Origin of the sequence: Nonomuraea maheshkhaliensis (assembly GCF_039529435.1) — a bacterium.
Taxonomy (GTDB): domain Bacteria; phylum Actinomycetota; class Actinomycetes; order Streptosporangiales; family Streptosporangiaceae; genus Nonomuraea; species Nonomuraea maheshkhaliensis.
Window position 1 is genome coordinate 1 of record NZ_BAAAMU010000034.1, and the last position, 18,335, is coordinate 18,335.

19 protein-coding genes and 1 pseudogene are annotated in these 18,335 nt (G+C 72.1%); 11 read left to right on the forward strand and 9 right to left on the reverse strand.

The window, feature by feature from the left end; all coding sequences use genetic code 11:
- On the forward strand, positions 1-2,067 hold a 2,067-nt coding region (locus ABFX54_RS23215; RefSeq protein WP_346107968.1), incomplete at its 5' end, for a discoidin domain-containing protein.
- Here ABFX54_RS23215 and ABFX54_RS23220 read toward each other — a convergent pair.
- The 3 genes and pseudogenes from ABFX54_RS23220 to ABFX54_RS57005 form a co-directional block, all read right to left on the reverse strand.
- A complete protein-coding gene (locus tag ABFX54_RS23220) occupies positions 2,054-3,220 on the reverse strand; it encodes an alpha-hydroxy acid oxidase (RefSeq protein ID WP_346107970.1) in 1,167 nt (388 codons plus the stop codon). The two genes, ABFX54_RS23215 and ABFX54_RS23220, sit on opposite strands and share 14 nt — an antisense overlap.
- A 62-nt stretch (positions 3,221-3,282) precedes the next feature.
- A pseudogene (locus ABFX54_RS23225) lies at positions 3,283-3,605 on the reverse strand (zinc ribbon domain-containing protein); the annotation flags it as partial.
- Entirely contained in the window at positions 3,536-3,715 is a 180-nt protein-coding gene (locus tag ABFX54_RS57005; RefSeq protein ID WP_428834555.1) for a helix-turn-helix domain-containing protein, read from the reverse strand. The pseudogene ABFX54_RS23225 and the gene ABFX54_RS57005, both read right to left, overlap by 70 nt.
- A gap of 126 nt (positions 3,716-3,841) precedes the next feature.
- Here ABFX54_RS57005 and ABFX54_RS23230 point away from each other — a divergent pair, with 126 nt between their 5' ends.
- On the forward strand, positions 3,842-4,537 hold the full coding sequence (locus tag ABFX54_RS23230; protein ID WP_346107971.1) for an HD domain-containing protein: 696 nt from the start codon (positions 3,842-3,844) through the stop codon (positions 4,535-4,537).
- A gap of 19 nt (positions 4,538-4,556) precedes the next feature.
- On the opposite strand, the gene ABFX54_RS23235 is transcribed toward ABFX54_RS23230, so the two are convergent.
- The 4 genes from ABFX54_RS23235 to ABFX54_RS23250 form a co-directional block, all read right to left on the reverse strand.
- Positions 4,557-4,844: a DUF4031 domain-containing protein gene (locus ABFX54_RS23235; protein ID WP_346107973.1), complete on the reverse strand. Its 288-nt coding sequence runs from the start codon at positions 4,842-4,844 to the stop codon at positions 4,557-4,559.
- Positions 4,841-5,593 (reverse strand): HAD family hydrolase, encoded by a 753-nt coding sequence (locus tag ABFX54_RS23240; RefSeq protein WP_346107975.1) that lies wholly within the window; start codon positions 5,591-5,593, stop codon positions 4,841-4,843. Before ABFX54_RS23240 ends, ABFX54_RS23235 begins: the two co-directional genes overlap by 4 nt.
- 18 nt (positions 5,594-5,611) lie before the next feature.
- Positions 5,612-6,796, reverse strand: coding sequence for a cytochrome P450 (locus ABFX54_RS23245; RefSeq protein WP_346107977.1), 1,185 nt, complete (start codon positions 6,794-6,796; stop codon positions 5,612-5,614).
- A gap of 129 nt (positions 6,797-6,925) precedes the next feature.
- On the reverse strand, positions 6,926-7,186 hold the full coding sequence (locus tag ABFX54_RS23250) for a hypothetical protein (RefSeq protein ID WP_346107978.1): 261 nt from the start codon (positions 7,184-7,186) through the stop codon (positions 6,926-6,928).
- Between the two features lie 397 nt (positions 7,187-7,583).
- Here ABFX54_RS23250 and ABFX54_RS23255 point away from each other — a divergent pair, with 397 nt between their 5' ends.
- The 4 genes from ABFX54_RS23255 to ABFX54_RS23270 are packed head-to-tail and all read left to right on the forward strand — an operon-like array spanning position 7,584 to position 10,407.
- Entirely contained in the window at positions 7,584-8,825 is a 1,242-nt protein-coding gene (locus ABFX54_RS23255; RefSeq protein ID WP_346107979.1) for a hypothetical protein, read from the forward strand.
- Positions 8,826-8,847: 22 nt separating this feature from the next.
- The gene (locus ABFX54_RS23260) at positions 8,848-9,540 is read left to right on the forward strand and encodes a DUF2786 domain-containing protein (protein ID WP_346107980.1); all 693 of its coding nucleotides are present in this window, start codon (positions 8,848-8,850) and stop codon (positions 9,538-9,540) included.
- A 19-nt stretch (positions 9,541-9,559) separates the two neighbouring features.
- Positions 9,560-9,832 carry an Ldh family oxidoreductase gene (locus ABFX54_RS23265; RefSeq protein WP_346108089.1) on the forward strand — a complete coding sequence of 91 codons (273 nt, stop codon included), beginning with the start codon at positions 9,560-9,562 and terminating at the stop codon, positions 9,830-9,832.
- Positions 9,811-10,407 carry an SDR family NAD(P)-dependent oxidoreductase gene (locus ABFX54_RS23270; protein WP_346107982.1) on the forward strand — a complete coding sequence of 199 codons (597 nt, stop codon included), beginning with the start codon at positions 9,811-9,813 and terminating at the stop codon, positions 10,405-10,407. Before ABFX54_RS23265 ends, ABFX54_RS23270 begins: the two co-directional genes overlap by 22 nt.
- 97 nt (positions 10,408-10,504) lie before the next feature.
- On the opposite strand, the gene pgm is transcribed toward ABFX54_RS23270, so the two are convergent.
- The gene (pgm, locus tag ABFX54_RS23275) at positions 10,505-12,136 is read right to left on the reverse strand and encodes a phosphoglucomutase (alpha-D-glucose-1,6-bisphosphate-dependent) (RefSeq protein WP_346107984.1); all 1,632 of its coding nucleotides are present in this window, start codon (positions 12,134-12,136) and stop codon (positions 10,505-10,507) included.
- Positions 12,137-12,233: 97 nt separating this feature from the next.
- Here pgm and ABFX54_RS23280 point away from each other — a divergent pair, with 97 nt between their 5' ends.
- The 3 genes from ABFX54_RS23280 to thrS all read left to right on the forward strand — a co-directional run bounded on the left by ABFX54_RS23280 (position 12,234) and on the right by thrS (position 15,799).
- Complete coding sequence (locus ABFX54_RS23280) at positions 12,234-13,133, forward strand: TIGR03564 family F420-dependent LLM class oxidoreductase (protein ID WP_346107985.1); 900 nt, start codon at positions 12,234-12,236, stop codon at positions 13,131-13,133.
- Between the two features lie 39 nt (positions 13,134-13,172).
- Positions 13,173-13,769, forward strand: coding sequence for a glycoside hydrolase family 25 protein (locus ABFX54_RS23285; protein ID WP_346107987.1), 597 nt, complete (start codon positions 13,173-13,175; stop codon positions 13,767-13,769).
- A 65-nt stretch (positions 13,770-13,834) separates the two neighbouring features.
- Positions 13,835-15,799, forward strand: coding sequence for a threonine--tRNA ligase (thrS, locus tag ABFX54_RS23290; RefSeq protein ID WP_428834556.1), 1,965 nt, complete (start codon positions 13,835-13,837; stop codon positions 15,797-15,799).
- A 176-nt stretch (positions 15,800-15,975) separates the two neighbouring features.
- Here the strand turns inward: thrS and ABFX54_RS23295 are convergent, their stop codons facing one another.
- Entirely contained in the window at positions 15,976-16,698 is a 723-nt protein-coding gene (locus ABFX54_RS23295; protein WP_346107988.1) for a PIG-L deacetylase family protein, read from the reverse strand.
- A gap of 54 nt (positions 16,699-16,752) precedes the next feature.
- Between ABFX54_RS23295 and ABFX54_RS23300 the strand changes: the two genes are divergently transcribed.
- Positions 16,753-17,808, forward strand: a complete 1,056-nt coding sequence (locus tag ABFX54_RS23300; RefSeq protein ID WP_346107990.1) for an RNA polymerase subunit sigma-70 — start codon at positions 16,753-16,755, stop codon at positions 17,806-17,808.
- A gap of 93 nt (positions 17,809-17,901) precedes the next feature.
- Positions 17,902-18,327 (forward strand): hypothetical protein, encoded by a 426-nt coding sequence (locus ABFX54_RS23305; RefSeq protein ID WP_346107992.1) that lies wholly within the window; start codon positions 17,902-17,904, stop codon positions 18,325-18,327.
- Positions 18,328-18,335: the final 8 nt, after the last annotated feature.

Genomic DNA, 18,335 nt, shown 5'->3' on the forward strand with positions numbered 1-18,335 from the left:
CCCGGCGCCATGGCCGCGCCGGGCTGCGGCAGCGCCAACGCCGAGCTCGGCGGCCCCGCCACCGCCTCCTCCGTCGAGAACGCCGGCCTGCCCGCCTCGGCCGCCGTGGACGGCGACGCGGGAACCCGCTGGTCCAGCGCGTTCACCGATCCGCAGTGGATCCAGGTCGACCTGGGCGGGTCCCGCCAGATCTGCCAGGTGGTGCTCCAGTGGGAGGCCGCGTACGCCTCCGCGTTCCGCGTCCAGGTCTCCGGCGACGGCTCCTCCTGGACCGACGTCCACTCGACGACCACCGGCACGGGTGGCACGCAGACGCTCGACGTGTCCGGGACCGGCCGCTACGTCCGCGTGCACGGCACCGCCCGCGCCACCCCGTACGGCTACTCGCTGTGGGAGCTCACCGTGCGGACCATCACCGACACGCCGGGCGGCGGCGGAGACCTCGGGCCGAACGTGCACGTCTTCGACCCGTCCATGCCGGCGGCGAGCATCCAGTCGACCCTCGACTCGATCTTCACCCAGATGGAGTCGAACCAGTTCGGCCTCCAGCGCCACGCCCTGCTGTTCAAGCCCGGCAGCTACAACGTCAACGCCGACATCGGCTTCTACACCTCGATCATGGGCCTGGGCCGCAACCCCGACGACGTCACGATCAACGGCCAGGTGCGGGTGGACGCGGGCTGGTTCGGCGGCAACGCCACCCAGAACTTCTGGCGCTCGGCCGAGAACCTGTCCATCACGCCCACCGGCGGCACCAACCAGTGGGCGGTCTCGCAGGCCGCGCCGTTCCGGCGGATGCACGTCAGGGGCAACCTCAACCTGGCCCCCTCCGGCTACGGCTGGGCCAGCGGCGGCTACATCGCCGACAGCAGGATCGACGGGACCGTGCAGCCGTACTCGCAGCAGCAGTGGTTCACCCGCGACAGCAACATCGGCGGCTGGCTCAACGGCGTGTGGAACATGGTCTTCTCCGGCGTCGCGGGCGCGCCCGCCCAGTCGTTCCCGGAACCGCCGTACACGACGCTCGGCACCAGCCCCGTGACCAGGGAGAAGCCCTTCCTGTACGTGGACGGCGCGGGCGCCTACCAGGTCTTCGTGCCGGCCCTGCGGCGCGACTCGCGCGGCGCGAACTGGCCGGGCACCGGCTCCTCGATCCCGCTCAGCCAGTTCTACGTGGCCAAGCCGACCGACACCGCGGCCACCATCAACGCCGCCCTCGCCTCCGGCCTCAACCTGCTCTTCACGCCCGGCATCTACCACGTGAGCCAGAGCATCAACGTCACCAGGCCGGGCACCGTCGTGCTCGGGCTCGGCTACGCCACCGTCATCCCCGACAACGGCGCGGTGCCCCTGCGGATCGCCGACGTGGACGGCGTCAAGGTGGCCGGCCTGCTCTTCGACGCCGGCCCGGTCAACTCGCCCATCCTGATGGAGGTCGGCCCGTCCGGCTCCTCCGCCACGCACGCGGCCGACCCGATCTCCATCCAGGACGTCTTCTTCCGCATCGGCGGCGCCCACGCGGGCAAGGCCACGACCAGCCTCGTCGTCAACAGCGACCACACGATCATCGACCACATCTGGGCCTGGCGCGGCGACCACGGCACCGGCATCGGCTGGACCGTCAACACCGCCGACACCGGACTGATCGTCAACGGCGACGACGTCACCGCGTACGGGCTGTTCGTCGAGCACTACCAGAAGTACCAGGTCATCTGGAACGGCCAGCGCGGCAAGACGATCTTCTTCCAGAACGAGATGCCGTACGACCCGCCCGACCAGGCCGCCTGGATGAACGGCTCCACCCGCGGGTACGCCGCCTACAAGGTCGCCGACTCGGTCACCTCCCACGAGGCGTGGGGTCTCGGCGCGTACTGCTACTTCAACGTCAACCCGAGCGTCGTGGCCGAGCGCGGCTTCGAGACGCCCGTCGCCCCCGGCGTGCGCTTCCACGACCTGCTCACCGTCTCCCTGGGAGGCAACGGCACCATCGCCCACGTCGTCAACGACACCGGAGGCCCCGCCCAGGGCACCGACACCATCCCGGTGAAGGTCGTCACCTTCCCCTGAGCCGCGCGACGCCGGGGCCCAGGCCCTGGACGCCGCCCACCCCCAGCAGTTGCAGCGTACGGACGAGCTCGGCGCGCAGCAGGTCAAGCACCCGCGTGACGCCGGGCTCGCCCCCCGCCATCAGGCCGTAGAGGTAGGCGCGGCCGACGAAGCAGGCCCTGGCGCCCAGCGCGACTCCGGCGGCGACGTCGGCCCCGCTGCGCACGCCACCGTCGAGGAACACCTCCGTGCGATCGCCCACCGCCTGCGCGACCTCGGGCAGCAGCTCAAGCGGAGTGGGGGAGCGGTCGAGCTGGCGCCCGCCGTGGTTGGACACCACGATCCCGTCGACGCCCACCTCGGCCAGCTCCTTGGCGTCGTCGACCCGCTGCACCCCCTTGACCAGCAGCTTCCCCTGCCACATCGACCGGATCCACTCCAGGTCGGCGATCGTCACCGACGGGTCGAACAGCAGGTTCGTCAGGCCCGCGAGGTCGTCGGGCGCGCCCTCCGCGGTGGCGAACCGCAGCGGCTCGCTGGTCAGGAAGTCGAACCACCACGCCGGATGCCGCAGCGTCTCCAGCGCCCCGCTCCAGCGCAGCGAGGGCGGCACCGTCAGCCCGCGCCGCACGTCACGCAGCCGCGCCCCCGCCACCGGCACGTCCACGGTCACCACCAGCACGTCCATCCCGGCGTCCGCGGCCAGGGCCAGCGTCTCGGCGTTGCGGCCGCGGTCGCGGACCACGTACAGCTGGAACCAGTTCCAGCCGCCGGGCGCGGCGGCGGCGACGTCACCGGCCGTCGTGGTGCCCATCGTGGACAGCGTGTAGGGGACGCCCGCCTGCTCCGCGGCCCGCGCCACGGCCCGCTCGCCCGCTCGGTGCATCATCCGGGTGAACCCGGTCGGGGCGAGCACGACCGGCATGGCGATCCGCCGGCCCAGGATCTCGATCTCGGTGGGCGCCTCGGAGACGTCGCGCAGCACGCGCGGGCTGAACTCCACCCGGTCGAACGCCTCCACCGCCATGGCCATCGACCGCTCGCCCTCGGCCGCGCCGTCCACGTAGTCGAACACCATGCGCGGGGCCCGCCTCCTGGCCAGCCGCCGCAGGTCGGCCACGTCGGCAGCCGCCTGCACCCTGGCCGCCCTGGACAGCCGGGGCCGGCGGGGCATGACGCCGCGCAGCTCCCGCCAGCGGGGCAGGCGCCGTGGGTCGTCCGATGAGGTGCCGATGCTCAGGACGTTACCTCGCGACGGCGTACGGTGAGAAGTTGGCGTTTCCCCCTCCTAAAGCAGGGGGTTCTCACGGTCGCCCATGGGCTTTCCTGCTTCATGGCCGGTCGCCCGCCCGAGAGGAGTCTCGTTGGGGTCTTACACCGGCTCCACAGGCGTTTCAGCTCTCCGCCGGCCCGGCGGCGAGCACATTCCTGGCCGCGTTCACATCCCGGTCATGTACCGCGCCGCAGGCGCACTGCCACATCCGGACGTTCAGCGGCATCGTCTCCCGCACGGCGCCGCAGGCCGAGCACAGCCTGGAGGAGGGGAACCAGCGCTCTGCCAGCAGAGGCGGACGCAGCCGAACGTTCGGGCAAGCTGCGAGGCTTGCTCGGGGATGGGGTAGAAGCGGTACTTGTAGGCCCGCTTCACGATCTGCGCCATGCCTGGCATTCTTACCGCGTGATCAGCTGCAAGTAGCTCATGAGTTCGATACAGCGGTTCGCCTGTTCCTGCCCTGCTCCGCAGGGGTCCGGTTCCTGCTCCGCCTGAAGGCGGGGGTTTCCTCGGAGGTTTCTGATGAGCGACACCCGAACCCCGCCCGACGGCCTGCCCGGCGACCGGACCGCCGGGGACGCGGCGGCCGGCGATTGGACCGGGACCGGTCGGTGGGTGGCGCTCGCGGGCGGTTCCGCCGCCTCGCTCGCCGTACGCGCCGAGCTGCTCGCCCGCTGGGCCGAGCCGCACCGCCGCTACCACACCCGCACCCACCTGGCCGCCGTCCTCGCCGCCGTCGAGCCGCTCGCCGCCGAGGCGCGGGACGCGGCGGCGGGACGGCTGGCGGCCTGGTTCCACGACGCGGTCTACGACGGCCGGCCCGGCTGGGACGAGGAACGCAGCGCCCAGCTCGCCCAGTCGCGCCTGCCCCGGTGCGGCGTGCCCGCCGGCCGCGTCACCGAGACGGCCCGCCTGGTCCGCCTCACGGCCGCGCACGACACCGTCGAACCGGGCGACGGCAACGGGGCCGTCCTGTGCGACGCGGACCTCGCCGTGCTCGCCGGACCCGGCTACGCGGCCTACGCGCGGGCCATCCGCGAGGAGTACGCCCACGTCCCCGGCCCGGTGTTCGCCCAGGGCCGTGCGGAGGTGCTGCGCCGCCTGCTCGCCACGCCCTCCCTCTACCGCACGGCCAGGGCTCGCGACCTGTGGGAGGAACGCGCCCGCGCCAACATGACGGCCGAACTGACCGCCCTCCTCAGACAGGACACCCGGTAGCCGAGCGGCGTGGCCGGCCTCAGCCCTGGGCGGGAGGTGCGGGGTGGTGCTTCTTGCGCCGGCGCAGGCCGGAGGCGATCAGCCGGCGCAGCAGCTCCCGCGAGCTGACCGCCTCGGCCCCCAGCGCGACGGCCCGCGCGTGCACGGTCTCGGGGACGTCGTAGTGGTCCCGGTCGAACGCCCGCACCGGCACCCCCAGCCGCGCCGCGAAGTCGTGCAGTTCGTCCAGCGAGCGATCGCTGACGAGATGCGACCACATCAGGCCCCGCGGCCCCGGCCAGTCGGGCGGATCGATCAGAACAGTCACGACGTCAAGGGTAGAACCCTCCCGGTGACCCCGAGCTCCCCCAGATCGGGCACCACGACGTGAGCCCCGGCCCCATCGCCGCCGGTCGTCGCTGGGCCGCTCCTCACCGCGACCACCAGCCCGAAGCCGCCCTTCCTGCCCGCCTCGATCCCCGGCAGCGCGGACACCACCACCGCCACCTTGACGGCGGGCAGGTCGAGGCGGCGCGCGGCCTCCAGGTAGCGGGCGGGGTCGGGCGGCCCGGGCAGGCTCATCAGGGTCGCGTCGTTGCCGTCCACCATGAGGTCGAACAGGTGCGTGACGCCCGCCGACCCGATCAGCTTGCGCGCGTGCAGGCTCGCCGAGACCGCCGCCGTACGGGCACCGCGCCGGCGCAGCTGGTGCAGCAGCGCCACCGTGGACGGGAACGCCGCCACCCCGTACTTGTCGACCTGCTCCATGAAGAGCCGGTCCTTGGCCAGGCCGAGCCCGCGCACGGTCGGCGCGCCCGGCTCGTCGTCGGGCGACCCCTCGGGCAGCTCGATGCCGCGCGAAGCCAGGAAGGTGCGGATGCCGTCGAGCCGCGGGCGCCCGTCCACGTGGCGCAGGTAGTCGTCGCGGATGTCGAACGGTGTCGAGCGGCCGCGCAGGAAGGCGTCGAAGACGTGTTTCCAGGCGGCCGCGTGTCCCCGAGCGGTGTCGGTGACCACGCCGTCGGTGTCGAACACGACGGCGCCGATCACGGTCAGGTCGATGACGGGCTCGTTCACACAGCGAACGTAACCGCTCTACCAGGCGACGGGTAGCTCTTTGACGCCGTAGACGATGGCGAGTTCCCTGAACGGCACCTCACCGGCGACGCGCAGCCCGGGGAAGCGGCGCAGCAGGGCGGGGAAGGCGATGCGCATCTCCATCTGCGCCAGCGGCGCGCCGATGCAGCGGTGGATGCCGTGGCCGAACGCCAGGTGCGAGCCCGCCGTCTCGCGGCCGGGCCTGACCTCGTTCATGTCGTCGCCGAGGAAGGGGTCGCGGTTGGCGCCGGTCAGCGAGCACAGCACCATCTCGCCCTTCTTGATCGGCACCCCGTGCAGCTCCAGGTCGTCGCGGGCGAAGCGAGGGAAGGCGACCTGGACGACCGTCATGTAACGCAGCAGCTCCTCGACCACGTCCACGACGTAGCCGTCCACCTCGCGCACCTTGGCCGCCTGCTCGGGGTTGCGCAGCAGCCACAGGGTGCCGAGCGCGAGCATGCTGGTGCTGGTGTCGTGGCCGCCGGTCAGCAGCCCGTCGGCCATGCTGGCCAAGGTGCGGTCGTCGAGCTCGTCGCCGTGCTCGCGCAGCAACTGCCCGAGCAGCCCGTCGCCCGGGTCCAGCCGCTCCCTGGCCACCAGGTCGGTCAGGTACGTCATCGCGTCGTTGATGGCCTGCAGCGACGCCTCGGGCCCCGCGGTGAAGTCGAAGCGGTCCTTGCTGATCTTCACGAAGCCGGCCTGCTCGTCGTAGGGGACGCCGAGCAGCTCGCACACGACAAGGGACGGGATCGGCAGCGCGAACTCCTCGACCAGGTCCACCGGCATCCCGTCGGCGGCGCCCTTGGCCTCGATGCGGTCGAGGTGCTCCTCGACCATGGCCTCGATCCGCGGCTCCAGCCTGCGCAGGCGGCGCATCGTGAACTCGGGCGTCAGGTACTTGCGCAGCCGGGTGTGCTCGGGCGGGTCGCGGAAGCCGAGCCCGCCCGGGTCCTCCTGGCTGGAGCCGAGCCCGATGACGCCGGCGAAGTCGTTGCTGAAGCGCTCATGGTCGCCGAGCACCCCGCGTACGTCCTCCCAGCGGGTGACGAGGTAGACGGTCTGGCCGCCCGGGATCTCCATCGGGAAGACCGGCTGTTCCGCCCGGATACGAGCGAGCTCGCCCACGGGGTCGAACCCGTCACGCATGAACTGGACGAGCGGGAACTCTTCTGTTGCTGACATCGATATCCGTCCTGCTGGGATACATCACACCATGTTGGGATAAATCCCTGCATAGATAGTCCCATCCGGAACGGCGGATGTTGCCCTCCGAAAGGACGATTTGCATCTCACCCCAGGCCCTGTGGCGCCTCAGCCGCCGCCGCTCTCCAGGAGGAGTTCGCTGCGGTCACGGGCGTGCACGGGCGGCTCGGGCGGCGGCGCCTCGACCGACAGCGCGGGGGGTGCGGGCTTCGGCCTGCGCGGCTCACGCACGCCGTCCTGACCGCCCCGCGGCCCGTCGGGCGGGGAGTCGTCGTCACCGCCCCAGTGGGGCTCGCCGGGGCCGAAGCCGGGTAGCCAGGCGGGCGCGCCGCTGGGCAGGGCGCGGCGTCTGCGTGATCGCTTGCTCACGATCCCTCCTCCCGTCCCCTTCCGTCTCATTGTGCGCCCGCCCCCGGATCCCGGCCACCCCGAAATCCGGGCCGCGATCAGGAGCCCGCCCCCGGCCGCACCTCCCGTGATCGGGCGGCCGCACCGGTCGTGATCGGGCGGCCGCACCGGTCGTGATCGGGCGGCCGCGCCGGGGGCGTGATCGGCGAGGCGCGTCCCCGGCCGTTCGCGGGCCGGAACCCCGTCACCACCGGGCTTGTGCGGGCGCCAGTGATGACACGCTCCGTCAAGAACCCTGAACTGCAGTGAAACCTGGGCAAAGTGGGGCAGCCGATGCCGTTTGGCGTACAAGATGGCGACATTCTGCGATGATCTCGTCGCATAGAGCCGGAGTTTGAGCCATCACGGATAGTGACTGATGCCGACATTTGAGGAAATAGCAGCCTTCGTAACCGAGAAGCCGCTCGCCACCGCCGTCATCGCGCTGCTGAGCCTCGCCGGGCTGGTCCTGGCCTTCCTGGTGCTCAGGATCGCCTGGCGCGTCGTCTCCTGGTTGTTCACCAGGTACATCGCCCCCCGCCCCATCGAGGACGTGCTGACCGTCGTCGCCGCCTCCATCGCCACGGGCGTGTCCGCGCAGGGCATGTGGCGCTTCTCCGGCGACGTGCTCGGCCTCGACGGGCCGCTGCGGTTACTGCTGTTCGCGTTCATCGAGGTCGCGATCATCACCTCCGCCGTACGCGCCCGTCGCAACATGCGCGAGAACTTCTCGGCCGGCATCGACGGCATCGCCGTGTGGGCCCTGACCTGCCTGACCGCCGTGCTGTCCAGCATGGACGCGCGCAGCCTGCCCGAGGCGGTGTTCCGCCTGGCCGCCCCGCTGGTGGCCGCCTGGCTGTGGGAGCGCGGCATGGCCATCGAACGCCACCGCATCCGCGGCACCGGCCGGATCAACTGGCGCCTGACGCCCGAGCGGCTGATGGTCAGGATGGGCCTGGCCGAGGTCAGCGATCGTACGGCCAGCGAGGTCGACGCCCACCGCCGGCTGACCAGGGTCGCGCTGGCGGCCAAGAAGGCCAAGGCGCTGCGCGAGGGCGGCGCGCCCGAGCGCAAGATGCGCGCCGCGCTGGCCAAGCTCGACAAGGCGATGGACCAGGCCGTCGAGCACACCGGCCTGGCCGTGGACGCCTCGCGCCAGGAGGCGCTGCTGGCCCAGATCGCCGCCCTCTACAACACCTCCGCGCTCATCGACGCCGACCCGCGCGTGCCCTGGGAGCCCACGGCCGACCACCACCCCGTCCCCGCCCGCCCGGCGCTGCCGCCCGCGCTGGCCGAGCTCGTCTCCGACGAGGACGAGGACATCGAGGTGCTCGACACCACCCCGCAGGTCCTCAGCACGGCCGAGCGGGCCGCGCGCATGCGCTCCGCCCGCGAGTACTGGGACCGGCAGATCGCCAAGGGCATCGTGCCGCGCACGGTGGACATCGCCCAGGAGATCGGCATCTCGCTGGCCACGGCACGCGAGTATCGTGCTCTGTGGAAGCTGGAGCCGCACGCCCACGCCCTCATCGAGGCGCTGTACCAGCAGCACGGCATCGTCGACACCGGCGCGTTCCCTGCGATCGACGACCAGGGGCGGGTGCTGTCCGGCAAGTCCTGAGCGAGTCCTGGGGGTCACACGGTTGCGCGAGCGCACGCTCGAACGGGTCAGGAAACTGCTGGCCAAGGCCGAGCGCACCGACAACGAGCACGAGCGGGCCACGTTCATGGCCGCCGCGTCGGCGCTCATGGCCAAGTACGGCATCGACTCGCTGCCGCCCGCGGGCACCCGCCAGACCCCCGGCGACCGCGTCGTCACCCTGCCCGCCCCCTGGGCCAGGGAGAAGGCCCGCCTGGTCAGCCTGGTCGCCCAGGCCGTGCGGTGCCGGCCGCTGCTGATCGGGCGGGGCGAGGGCGGGCAGCGGGTGCACGTGTTCGGCTTCGCGGCCGACCTGGAGCGGGCCGACCTGCTGGCCACCTCGCTGCTGCTGCAGATGGCCTCGGGCCTGGCCCGGGTGGAGCCGCCGAGCGACGTCCGCGCCGTGCGGGCCTACCGCAGGTCGTGGCTGCTGGGCTTCACCGACGAGGTCTACCGGCTGCTGTGCGCCGCCGAATCACGCGCCGAGGGCGAGCCGGCGGCCACGGGGGCCGCGCTCGTCCTGGCCGACCGCCGGGCCGAGGTCGAGCGGGCGGTCGCCGCCCGCTACCCCGACATCCGCAGGAGCGTGCCGAGGACGAGTGGCACCGGCTACCGCGACGGGGTCGCCGCAGGCCGCAGGGCCGATCTCGGGCGGACCGGGATGAGCACCGCCACGGCCGCCGAACTCGAAGGGTAAGCCCTTTCCGGACGGCCGTCTGACGGGGGCGGGAAATGGGCATGGGGGCGGCTCGCCCGCCCTCGAAGGGGTGCTGGTCGATCCCGAGGGCGAGGGCCGCCCGTCCACCGATCCGGCCGACTTCTACCGGGGCGGGGCGCTGCTGCCGTCCGGCGGCCACAAGGGATACGGGCTGAGCGCCCTCATCGAGCTGGTCGGCGGCCTGCTCACGGGCACGGGCACCGCCTGCTCGCCGGGTTACGACGGCACGTTCGGCACGGTGATCACCCGGTGGACATCGCGGAGAGCCTGACCAGGAAAGGGGCGGCCGCCGTGATCGTGAACTACTCACGCTCGGCCGACGAGGCCAGGGCCACGGCCGAGCGGCTGGAGGACCTGGGCTGCGAGGCCGAGGCGGTGGCCGCCGACGTGTCCGACGACGCCGCCGTACGCAGGACGGCCGAACGGGTGCGGGCCGCCCACGGCCGGGTGGACGCGCTCGTGTGCAACGCGGGCACGACCAGGTGGGTGCCGTTCCCCGACCTGGAGGGGCTCACCGACCAGGTGTGGCGGCGGCTCATGGGCGTCAACCTCATGGGCCCGTTCTACTGCGCCCGCGCCTTCGCGCCGGACCTGCGCGCGGCACGCGGCGCGATCGTCAACGCGGCCTCCATCGCGGGGCCGCGGGCCACGGGCTCCTCCTGGCACATCGACCGGGTGGGGGAGCAGGTGTTCTCCGAGATGGCGGCGAAGGAGGAGCTGAAGGCGCCGCTACGGCGTACGGCGCGGCCCGAGCACGTGGCGCAGATGGTCACCTCGCTGCTGGAGTCCGACCTGGTCACGGGCGAGACGCTGATCGGCGACGGCGGCCGCCACCTCGGCTACTGAGCGGACGGCCGCACCTTCGGGCAGCACGCGCCCGGCCCCGGCCAGGCTCGCCGGCTCGTGGCGCGGCGGCCGCCGCGTGCGGGCCGGGCGCCGTCGTTCAGCTCAGGGCCGCCGCGACCAGGGAGCGGGCCTCCTCCTGCACCTTGGCCAGGTGGTCAGGCCCCTTGAAGGACTCGGCGTAGATCTTGTAGACGTCCTCGGTCCCCGACGGCCTGGCCGCGAACCAGGCGCTCGCGGTCGAGACCTTCACCCCGCCCAGCGCGGCCCCGTTACCGGGCGCCGCCGTCTGGACCGACGTGATCGGCTCGCCGGCCAGAGAGGAGGCCGTCACCTGCTCGGCCGACAGCTTGCCCAGCACGGCCTTCTCCTCGCGGGTGGCGGGCGCGTCGACCCGCGCGTAGGCCGGCTCGCCGAACCGCTCGACCAGCCCGCGGTAGCGCGCGCTCGGCGACTCGCCGGTCACGGCCAGGATCTCCGAGGCGAGCAGGGCCAGGATGAGGCCGTCCTTGTCGGTGGACCAGACCGACCCGTCACGCCGCAGGAACGACGCCCCCGCGCTCTCCTCGCCGCCGAACCCGAGCGACCCCTCCAGCAGTCCCGGCACGAACCACTTGAACCCCACGGGCACCTCGTACAGCGGCCGGTCCAGCGACTCGGCCACCTTGTCGATGATCGTGCTGCTGACCATCGTCTTGCCCACCCCGGCCCCGGCGGGCCAGCCGGTGCGGTGGCCGTAGAGGTAGTCGATCGCCACCGCGAGGTAGTGGTTGGGGTTCATCAGCCCGCCGTCGGGCGTGACGATGCCGTGCCGGTCGGCGTCGGCGTCGTTTCCGGTGGAGATGTCGTACGTGTCGCGCCCGGCGATCAGCGAGGCCATCGCGTACGGCGACGAGCAGTCCATCCGGATCTTGCCGTCCCAGTCGAGCGTCATGAACCGCCACGTCGGATCGACCAGCGGATTGACCACGGTCAGGTCCAGCCGGTGCCGCTCGGCGATCTCGCCCCAGTAGGCCACGCTCGCCCCGCCGAGCGGGTCGGCCCCGATCCGCACCCCGGCCGACCTGATCGCGTCGAGGTCCACCACCGAGGGCAGGTCGTCGGCGTAGACGCCGGCGAAGTCGTAGCGCCCGGCCCGCCGCAGCGCCGCCGGGTAGGGCACCCGGCGCACGCCCTTGAGCCCGTCGCGCAGCAACTGGTTGGCGCGGTCCTGGATCCACGTGGTGGCCTCGGTGCCGGCCGGGCCGCCGTGCGGCGGGTTGTACTTGAACCCGCCGTCGGACGGCGGGTTGTGCGACGGCGTGACCACGATGCCGTCGGCCAGCCCGGTCGTGCGGCCGCGGTTGTGGCGCAGGATCGCGTGGGAGACGGCGGGCGTGGGCGTGTAGCCGTCACGGGTGTCGACCAGCACCTCGACGTCGTTGGCCGCCAGCACCTCCAGCGCCGAGACCCGGGCGGGCTCCGACAGCGCGTGCGTGTCGATGCCCAGGAACAGCGGCCCGTCGGTGCCCTGCGCGCGCCGGTATTCGCAGATGGCCTGGCTCGTGGCCAGGATGTGGTCCTCGTTGAACGCGGTATTCAGCGACGAGCCGCGATGCCCCGAGGTGCCGAACGCGACCCGCTGGCCGACCTCGTCGGGGTCGGGGTGCAGGGCGTAGTAGGACGTCACCAGCCTGGCGACGTCGACCAGGTCGGAAGGCCCGGCGGGCTGTCCCGCGCGTTCGTGCGTCATGAAGGCCACTTTACAAATCAGGACCGGCCCGGCGGGTGAGCGCGGGGCGGCGCGGGGGGATACATTCGCCTCAGTCACCAGAACGGAGTTCTGTTTCATGCGTTACGGATACTTCCTGACCGAGCCCCGGGGCGACGACGCCATCGGCGGCCTGCGCGACCAGATCGCCCAGGCGGCCGGCATGGGCTTCAGCTCGGCCTGGCTCTCCCACATCTTCGGCCTCGACGCCATCACCGCCCTGACCGCGGCCGGCGTGCAGGCGCCGCCGATCGAGCTCGGCACCGCCGTGGTGCCCACCTACCCGCGCCACCCGGCCGCGCTGGCCCAGCAGGCCATGACCGCCAACGCCGCGCTCGGCGGCCGGTTCGCGCTGGGCGTCGGGCTGTCGCACAAGATGGTCATCGAGGACATGTTCGGCTACAGCTTCGAGCGGCCCGGCCGGCACATGAAGGAATACCTCGATATCCTCATCCCGGCCTCGCGCGGCGAGAAGGTGGCATACGCGGGCGAGACGCTCAAGGCCGACATCAAGCTCACCACGCCAGGCGCGGGCTTCCCCGTGCTGGTCGCCGCGCTGGGCCCGCGCCTGCTCAAGCTGGCCGGCACCGTCGCCGACGGCACCGTGCTCTGGATGACCGGCCCCAAGACCATCGCCGGCCACATCGCCCCGGCGATCACGGCGGCCGCCGCCGAAGCGGGCCGCCCCGCGCCCAGGATCGTCTGCGCGCTGCCCATCAGCGTCACCGACGACCCCGCCGGCGCCGTCGCCCGCGCCAACGAGATCTTCTCCGTGTACGGGCGGCTGCCCTCCTACCGTGCCATGCTCGACAGGGAAGGCGCGGACGGCCCCGGCGACGTCGCGATCGTCGGCGACGAGGACACCGTGCTGGCCAAGCTCGACGAGCTGAGGAGGGCGGGCGTGACCGACTTCGTCGGCTCGGCCTTCGCCAACCGCGACCGTACGCTCAGCCTGCTGGTCGGCGCGGCGAAGGGCTGAACCGGAGACACCTCCATAGACTCCGACAGGGTGAAACGCGTGCTGCATGGCATCGATGTGTCGAACTGGCAGGGCACGGTCGACTGGGCCGGCCATGCCGAGGCCGGCGTCGCCTTCGCCTTCGCCAAGGCCACCGAGGGCGGCGACTACACCGACAAGTGGTTCGCGCGCAACTGGAACGGCATGCGCGAGAGCTGGATCGTCTGCGGCGCGTACCACTTCGCCAGGCCGAAGGGCGACCCCGTCGAGCAGGCACGCCACTTCCTGAACGTGATCAGGTCGGCCGGCGGGCTGCGCCGCGGCGACCTGATCGCGCTCGACCTGGAGGACGACGACGGCCTGCGCCCCGAGCGGGTGGCCCGGCACGCCCGCCGCTGGTGCCACCACGTCGAGCGGCACACCGGCGTGCGGCCGTTCATCTACACCTTCCAGTCGTTCGCGCACGGCGGCAACTGCGCCGGCCTGGCCGAATACCCGCTCTGGATCGCCAGCCCGCACAGCCCGCGCGGACGCCCGCCCGTGCCCAGGCCCTGGAGCGACTGGACCATTCACCAGTACGCCGGCAGCCCCATCGACCGCAACGTCTTCCACGGGACGCGGCAGGAGCTGACCAGGCTGGGGTTCGACCCGCGATAGCATCGGGATTCACCATCGAACCAGCCTCGGTGCCGGGCATCGAGCGCGATCCACGAGGAGTCACCGTGTCAGCCGAGCTACGCATCACCCTCGCCGGAGCCGAGCGTGTGGTCGCGGCCGGCACGACGGCCGGAGAGGCACTCGAGGCTGACGGCCGCGCCGTCGTCGCCGCCAGGGTCGGCGGCGAGCCGCGCGACCTGGCCCACGTCCTGGCCGACGGCGACGTGGTCGAGCCGATCGAGATCTCCAGCGAAGAGGGCCGCGCGATCGTGCGCCACTCCACCGCCCACGTCATGGCCCAGGCGGTGCAGGAGCTGTTCCCCGAGGCCAAGCTGGGCATCGGGCCGCCGGTCGACAACGGGTTCTACTACGACTTCGACGTCGAGCAGGCGTTCAACCCCGACGACCTCAAGCGCATCGAGAAGCGCATGCGCGAGATCGTCAAGCAGGGGCAGCTGTTCTCCCGCCGGCCCGTCAGCGACGACGAGGCGCGCGAGGAGCTGGCGGCGGAGCCGTACAAGCTGGAGCTGATCGGGCTCAAGGGCGGCGCGGCCGACGAGGAGTCGGTCGAGGTGGGCGCCGGGCAGCTCACCATCTACGACAACCTCGACCCCAAGACCGGCGAGCTGTGCTGGAAGGACCTGTGCCGGGGGCCGCACGTGCCCTCCACCCGGTCCATCCCCGCGTTCAAGATCATGCGCTCCGGCGGCGCCTACTGGCGAGGCAGCGAGAAGAACCCGCAGCTCCAGCGCATCTACGGCACCGCGTGGGAGTCCCGCGACAAGCAGGACGACTACCTCAAGCTGCTGGAGGAGGCCGAGAAGCGCGACCACCGCAAGCTCGGCGCCGAGCTCGACCTGTTCAGCTTCCCACCTGAGCTGGGCAGCGGCCTGCCGATCTTCCATCCCAAGGGCGGGATCATCCGCAAGGAGATGGAAGACTACATGCGCAGGCGGCAGGCCGAGGCGGGCTACGAGTTCGTCAACACGCCCCACATCACCAAGTCCTCGCTCTTCGAGACCTCCGGCCACCTGCCCTGGTATGCCGACGACATGTTCCCTGCCTTCGAGCTGGAGGGCATCGAGTACCGCGTCAAGCCGATGAACTGCCCGATGCACAACCTGATCTACCGGGCGCGCGGGCGCTCCTACCGCGAGCTGCCGCTGCGGCTGTGCGAGTTCGGCTCGGTCTACCGCTACGAGAAGTCGGGCGTGGTCCACGGGCTGACCCGGGTGCGCGGCATGACGCAGGACGACGCCCACATCTACACCACCCGCGAGCAGATGGCCGACGAGATCAAGTCGCTGCTGCGGTTCGTGCTCAGCGTGCTGCGCGACTTCGGTCTTGAGGACTTCTACCTGGAGCTGTCCACCCGCGACGACTCCGAGAAGTTCATCGGCGACCCGGCCGAGTGGGAGGAGGCCACCGAGGCCCTGCGCCAGGTGGCCACCGAGTCGGGGCTGGAGCTCGTCGACGACCCGGGCGGCGCGGCCTTCTACGGGCCGAAGATCTCGGTGCAGGCCAAGGATGCCATCGGCCGCACCTGGCAGCTGTCCACGATCCAGCTCGACCTCAACCAGCCCAAGCGCTTCGGGCTCGAATATCAGGCGGCCGACGGCTCACGCCAGACGCCCGTCATGATCCACCGGGCGCTGTTCGGCTCCGTCGAGCGCTTCCTCGGCGTGCTCACCGAGCACTACGCGGGCGCCTTCCCGCCCTGGCTGGCGCCGGTGCAGGTGGTGGGCATCCCGATCGCCGAGGCGCACGTGCCCTACCTCCAGGACGTGGCCAAGAAGCTGCGCGCCGGCGGGGTCCGGGTCGAGGTCGACACGGCCGACGACCGCATGCAGAAGAAGATCCGCAACGCGCAGAAGGCCAAGGTGCCCTTCATGCTGCTGGCCGGTGACGACGACATCGCCAACGGCGCGGTCTCGTTCCGCTACCGCAGCGGGGAGCAGCGAAACGGCATCCCGGTCGAGGAGGCCATCGCCGAGATCGTCAACGCGGTCGAACGGCGCGTCCAGGTCTGAGCCGGGCCCATCGGTCGGGCCCATCGGTCGGGCCCGTCCGGCGGGTCCATTTGGCGGGCCCACCCGGCGGGGCGGCCCCTCGCCGTTCCGCCGGGTGGGCTGCTTCGCCAGTGGCCGGCCCCGCTCGTCGGTGAACTGCCGGCCAGGAGCATGATGACGTCGATCGGCGCCCTGGCTCAGCGGGGATAGAGGCGGAAGGTCACCGCGGGGCGGCCGCCGAAGCGGGCCGCCTCCTGGCGGGCGAAGCCCTCGATCTGGGCGCGGGCGTACTTCTCCGGGTCCTCGTCGGTGAGGGCGCCGATGTAGGCGCGGTGTTCCATGAGGGAGCGCACTCCGCGTTCCAGGCCGCTGGTGACGTCCACCGCGTGGGTGGGGTCGTCGACGCCGGCGACGGCGATCCAGCGGACGCCGTTCCAGGGCGCGGCCACAGTGTCCGGAAATATCCATCGATTTCCGGCGTCACCGGCGGCGTCCAGCACCGCCCGCCCCACCGCGCGATGGTCGGGCGTGTTCCACTGGGTGCCGCCCCAGGTGTCGGCGAAGTTCAGCGTGATCAGCAGCTCGGGGCGGTGCCGCCGGATCGCCGCGGCCAGGTCGCGGCGCAGCGCGGTCCCGTACTCGATCACCCCGTCGGCGTGGTCGAGGAACTCCACGCTCGTGACCCCGACCAGGGCCGCGCTGGCCAGTTCCTCGCGCTCGCGCACCGGCCCCGCCGCACTCGGATCGAGCGTGTCGATGCCCGCCTCGCCCCGGGTGGCCATCAGGTAGACGACCTCACGGCCCGCGTCCGTCCAGGTGGCGACGGCGGAGGCGCACCCGTACTCCAGATCGTCGGGATGAGCGACGATGGCCAGCGCGCGCTGCCAGTCGTCCGGCATGGGCTCAAGCTGAAGGGTCATGGCTATCATCCTGACAGGCCCCGCCGGGACGATTCGAGAGGAATGGTGCGGCTCATGCGCCAAGCCGGCGACCCCGCGGACGACACCCGCCCCAGCGGCGGGGGTGACGGCGGTGCGGGCGGCGCTTTCACCGGGGACGGTTTCGCGGGGGACGGGTTCGGCGAGGCGGTCGAGGCGTACCGGCACGAGTTGCAGGTGCACTGCTACCGGATGCTGGGCTCGTTCACCGATGCCGAGGACATGGTGCAGGAGACGCTGCTGCGGGCCTGGCGGCGGCGGGAGACGTTCGAAGGTCGGTCGACGCTGCGGGCCTGGCTCTACCGCATCGCCACCAACGCCTGCCTCGACCTGCTGGCCGGCCCGGCGCGCAGGCGCGAGGTGACGGCCGGCGTGGGCGAGGAGCCGCGCTCGCCGTTCACCGAGGTGGCCTGGCTGCAGCCCTACCCCGACCGCCTGCTCGACCTGGCCGGCGCCGGGCAGGGGCGGCCCGACGCGGCGGCGGTCGAGCGCGAGACGATCGAGCTGGCCTACCTGGCCGCCATCCAGCACCTGCCGCCGCGCCAGCGCGCGGTGCTGATCCTGCGCGACGTGGCGGGCTGGCCGGCCGGGGAGACCGCCGCGGCGCTGGAGTTGAGCGTCCCGGCCGTCAAGAGCGCGTTGCAGCGGGCCCGCGCCACGCTGCGCCTGCACCTGCCCGCGCGCCGCTCGCAGTGGGGCCCCGTCACGGCCCCCACCGAGGAGGAGCGCGCGGTGCTGCGCCGTTACATGGACGCCTCCGTGGCGGGCGACCTGTCGGCGCTCGCCGCGCTGCTGCGGGCGGACGCGCGGCAGACGATGCCGCCGGCGTCCCTGCTGTACGACGGGCGGACGGCCATCCTGGAGATGTGGCGGCCGGTCATGACCGGGCCCGAGGCGTGGGGCGAGTGGAAGGCGCTGGCGACGACGGCCAACCGGCGGCCGGCCGTGGCCAACTACGTCCGCCGCCCCGGCGAGTCCGTCTACACCGCGGTCAACCTCGACGTGCTGCGCGTCGAGGACGGCCTGATCGCCGAGATCACCACGTTCGGCCCCGAACTGAACGCCGCCTTCGGTCTGCCCGCCGAACTTTGAAATATCCCGCCCGCGACCGATTCCTTTTCCGGCGCCGCGCCGTCATACAGGCGTTCGTCATCCAAGACAGCGCAGGAAAGCGAAGGAATGGGCATGAGCGAGCACGTGGACACCAAGGTGCAGGCCCTCGACCGCCTCGTCGGCACCTGGAAGGTCACCGGCGGAGCCGAGGGCACCGTGACCTACCGGTGGATGGAGGGCCGGCGCTTCCTCATCCAGGACGTTGACCTGGAGCAGGGCGGGATGCCGGTGAAGGGCACGGAGTTCATCGGCAGGAAGCAGCCGTTCGGGGCGGAGCGGCCGAGCGAGGACGTGCACTCGTGGTACTTCGACAGCCAGGGCGCCACTCTGGCCTACGTGTACGAGATCGAGGGCGACACCCTGACGATCTGGGGGCACGAGAAGGGCTCGGAGGCGTACTTCCGTGGCACCTTCGACGCCGACGGCACGACCGTGGCCGGCGCGTGGGTGTATCCCGGGGGCGGCGGCTACGAGTCGACCATGACCCGGATCTCCTGACGCCCCCG

Excerpts from the sequence above, each read along its gene's own strand:
- ABFX54_RS23220 (WP_346107970.1), bottom strand. The coding sequence starts at position 3,220 with ATGCCCCGCCGGCCCCGGCTGTCCAGGGCGGCCAGGGTGCAGGCGGCT.
- ABFX54_RS57005 (WP_428834555.1), bottom strand. The coding sequence starts at position 3,715 with ATGCCAGGCATGGCGCAGATCGTGAAGCGGGCCTACAAGTACCGCTTC.
- ABFX54_RS23230 (WP_346107971.1), top strand. The coding sequence starts at position 3,842 with ATGAGCGACACCCGAACCCCGCCCGACGGCCTGCCCGGCGACCGGACC.
- ABFX54_RS23245 (WP_346107977.1), bottom strand. The coding sequence starts at position 6,796 with ATGTCAGCAACAGAAGAGTTCCCGCTCGTCCAGTTCATGCGTGACGGG.
- ABFX54_RS23255 (WP_346107979.1), top strand. The coding sequence starts at position 7,584 with ATGCCGACATTTGAGGAAATAGCAGCCTTCGTAACCGAGAAGCCGCTC.
- pgm (WP_346107984.1), bottom strand. The coding sequence starts at position 12,136 with ATGACGCACGAACGCGCGGGACAGCCCGCCGGGCCTTCCGACCTGGTC.
- ABFX54_RS23280 (WP_346107985.1), top strand. The coding sequence starts at position 12,234 with ATGCGTTACGGATACTTCCTGACCGAGCCCCGGGGCGACGACGCCATC.
- ABFX54_RS23295 (WP_346107988.1), bottom strand. The coding sequence starts at position 16,698 with ATGACCCTTCAGCTTGAGCCCATGCCGGACGACTGGCAGCGCGCGCTG.
- ABFX54_RS23300 (WP_346107990.1), top strand. The coding sequence starts at position 16,753 with ATGCGCCAAGCCGGCGACCCCGCGGACGACACCCGCCCCAGCGGCGGG.
- ABFX54_RS23305 (WP_346107992.1), top strand. The coding sequence starts at position 17,902 with ATGAGCGAGCACGTGGACACCAAGGTGCAGGCCCTCGACCGCCTCGTC.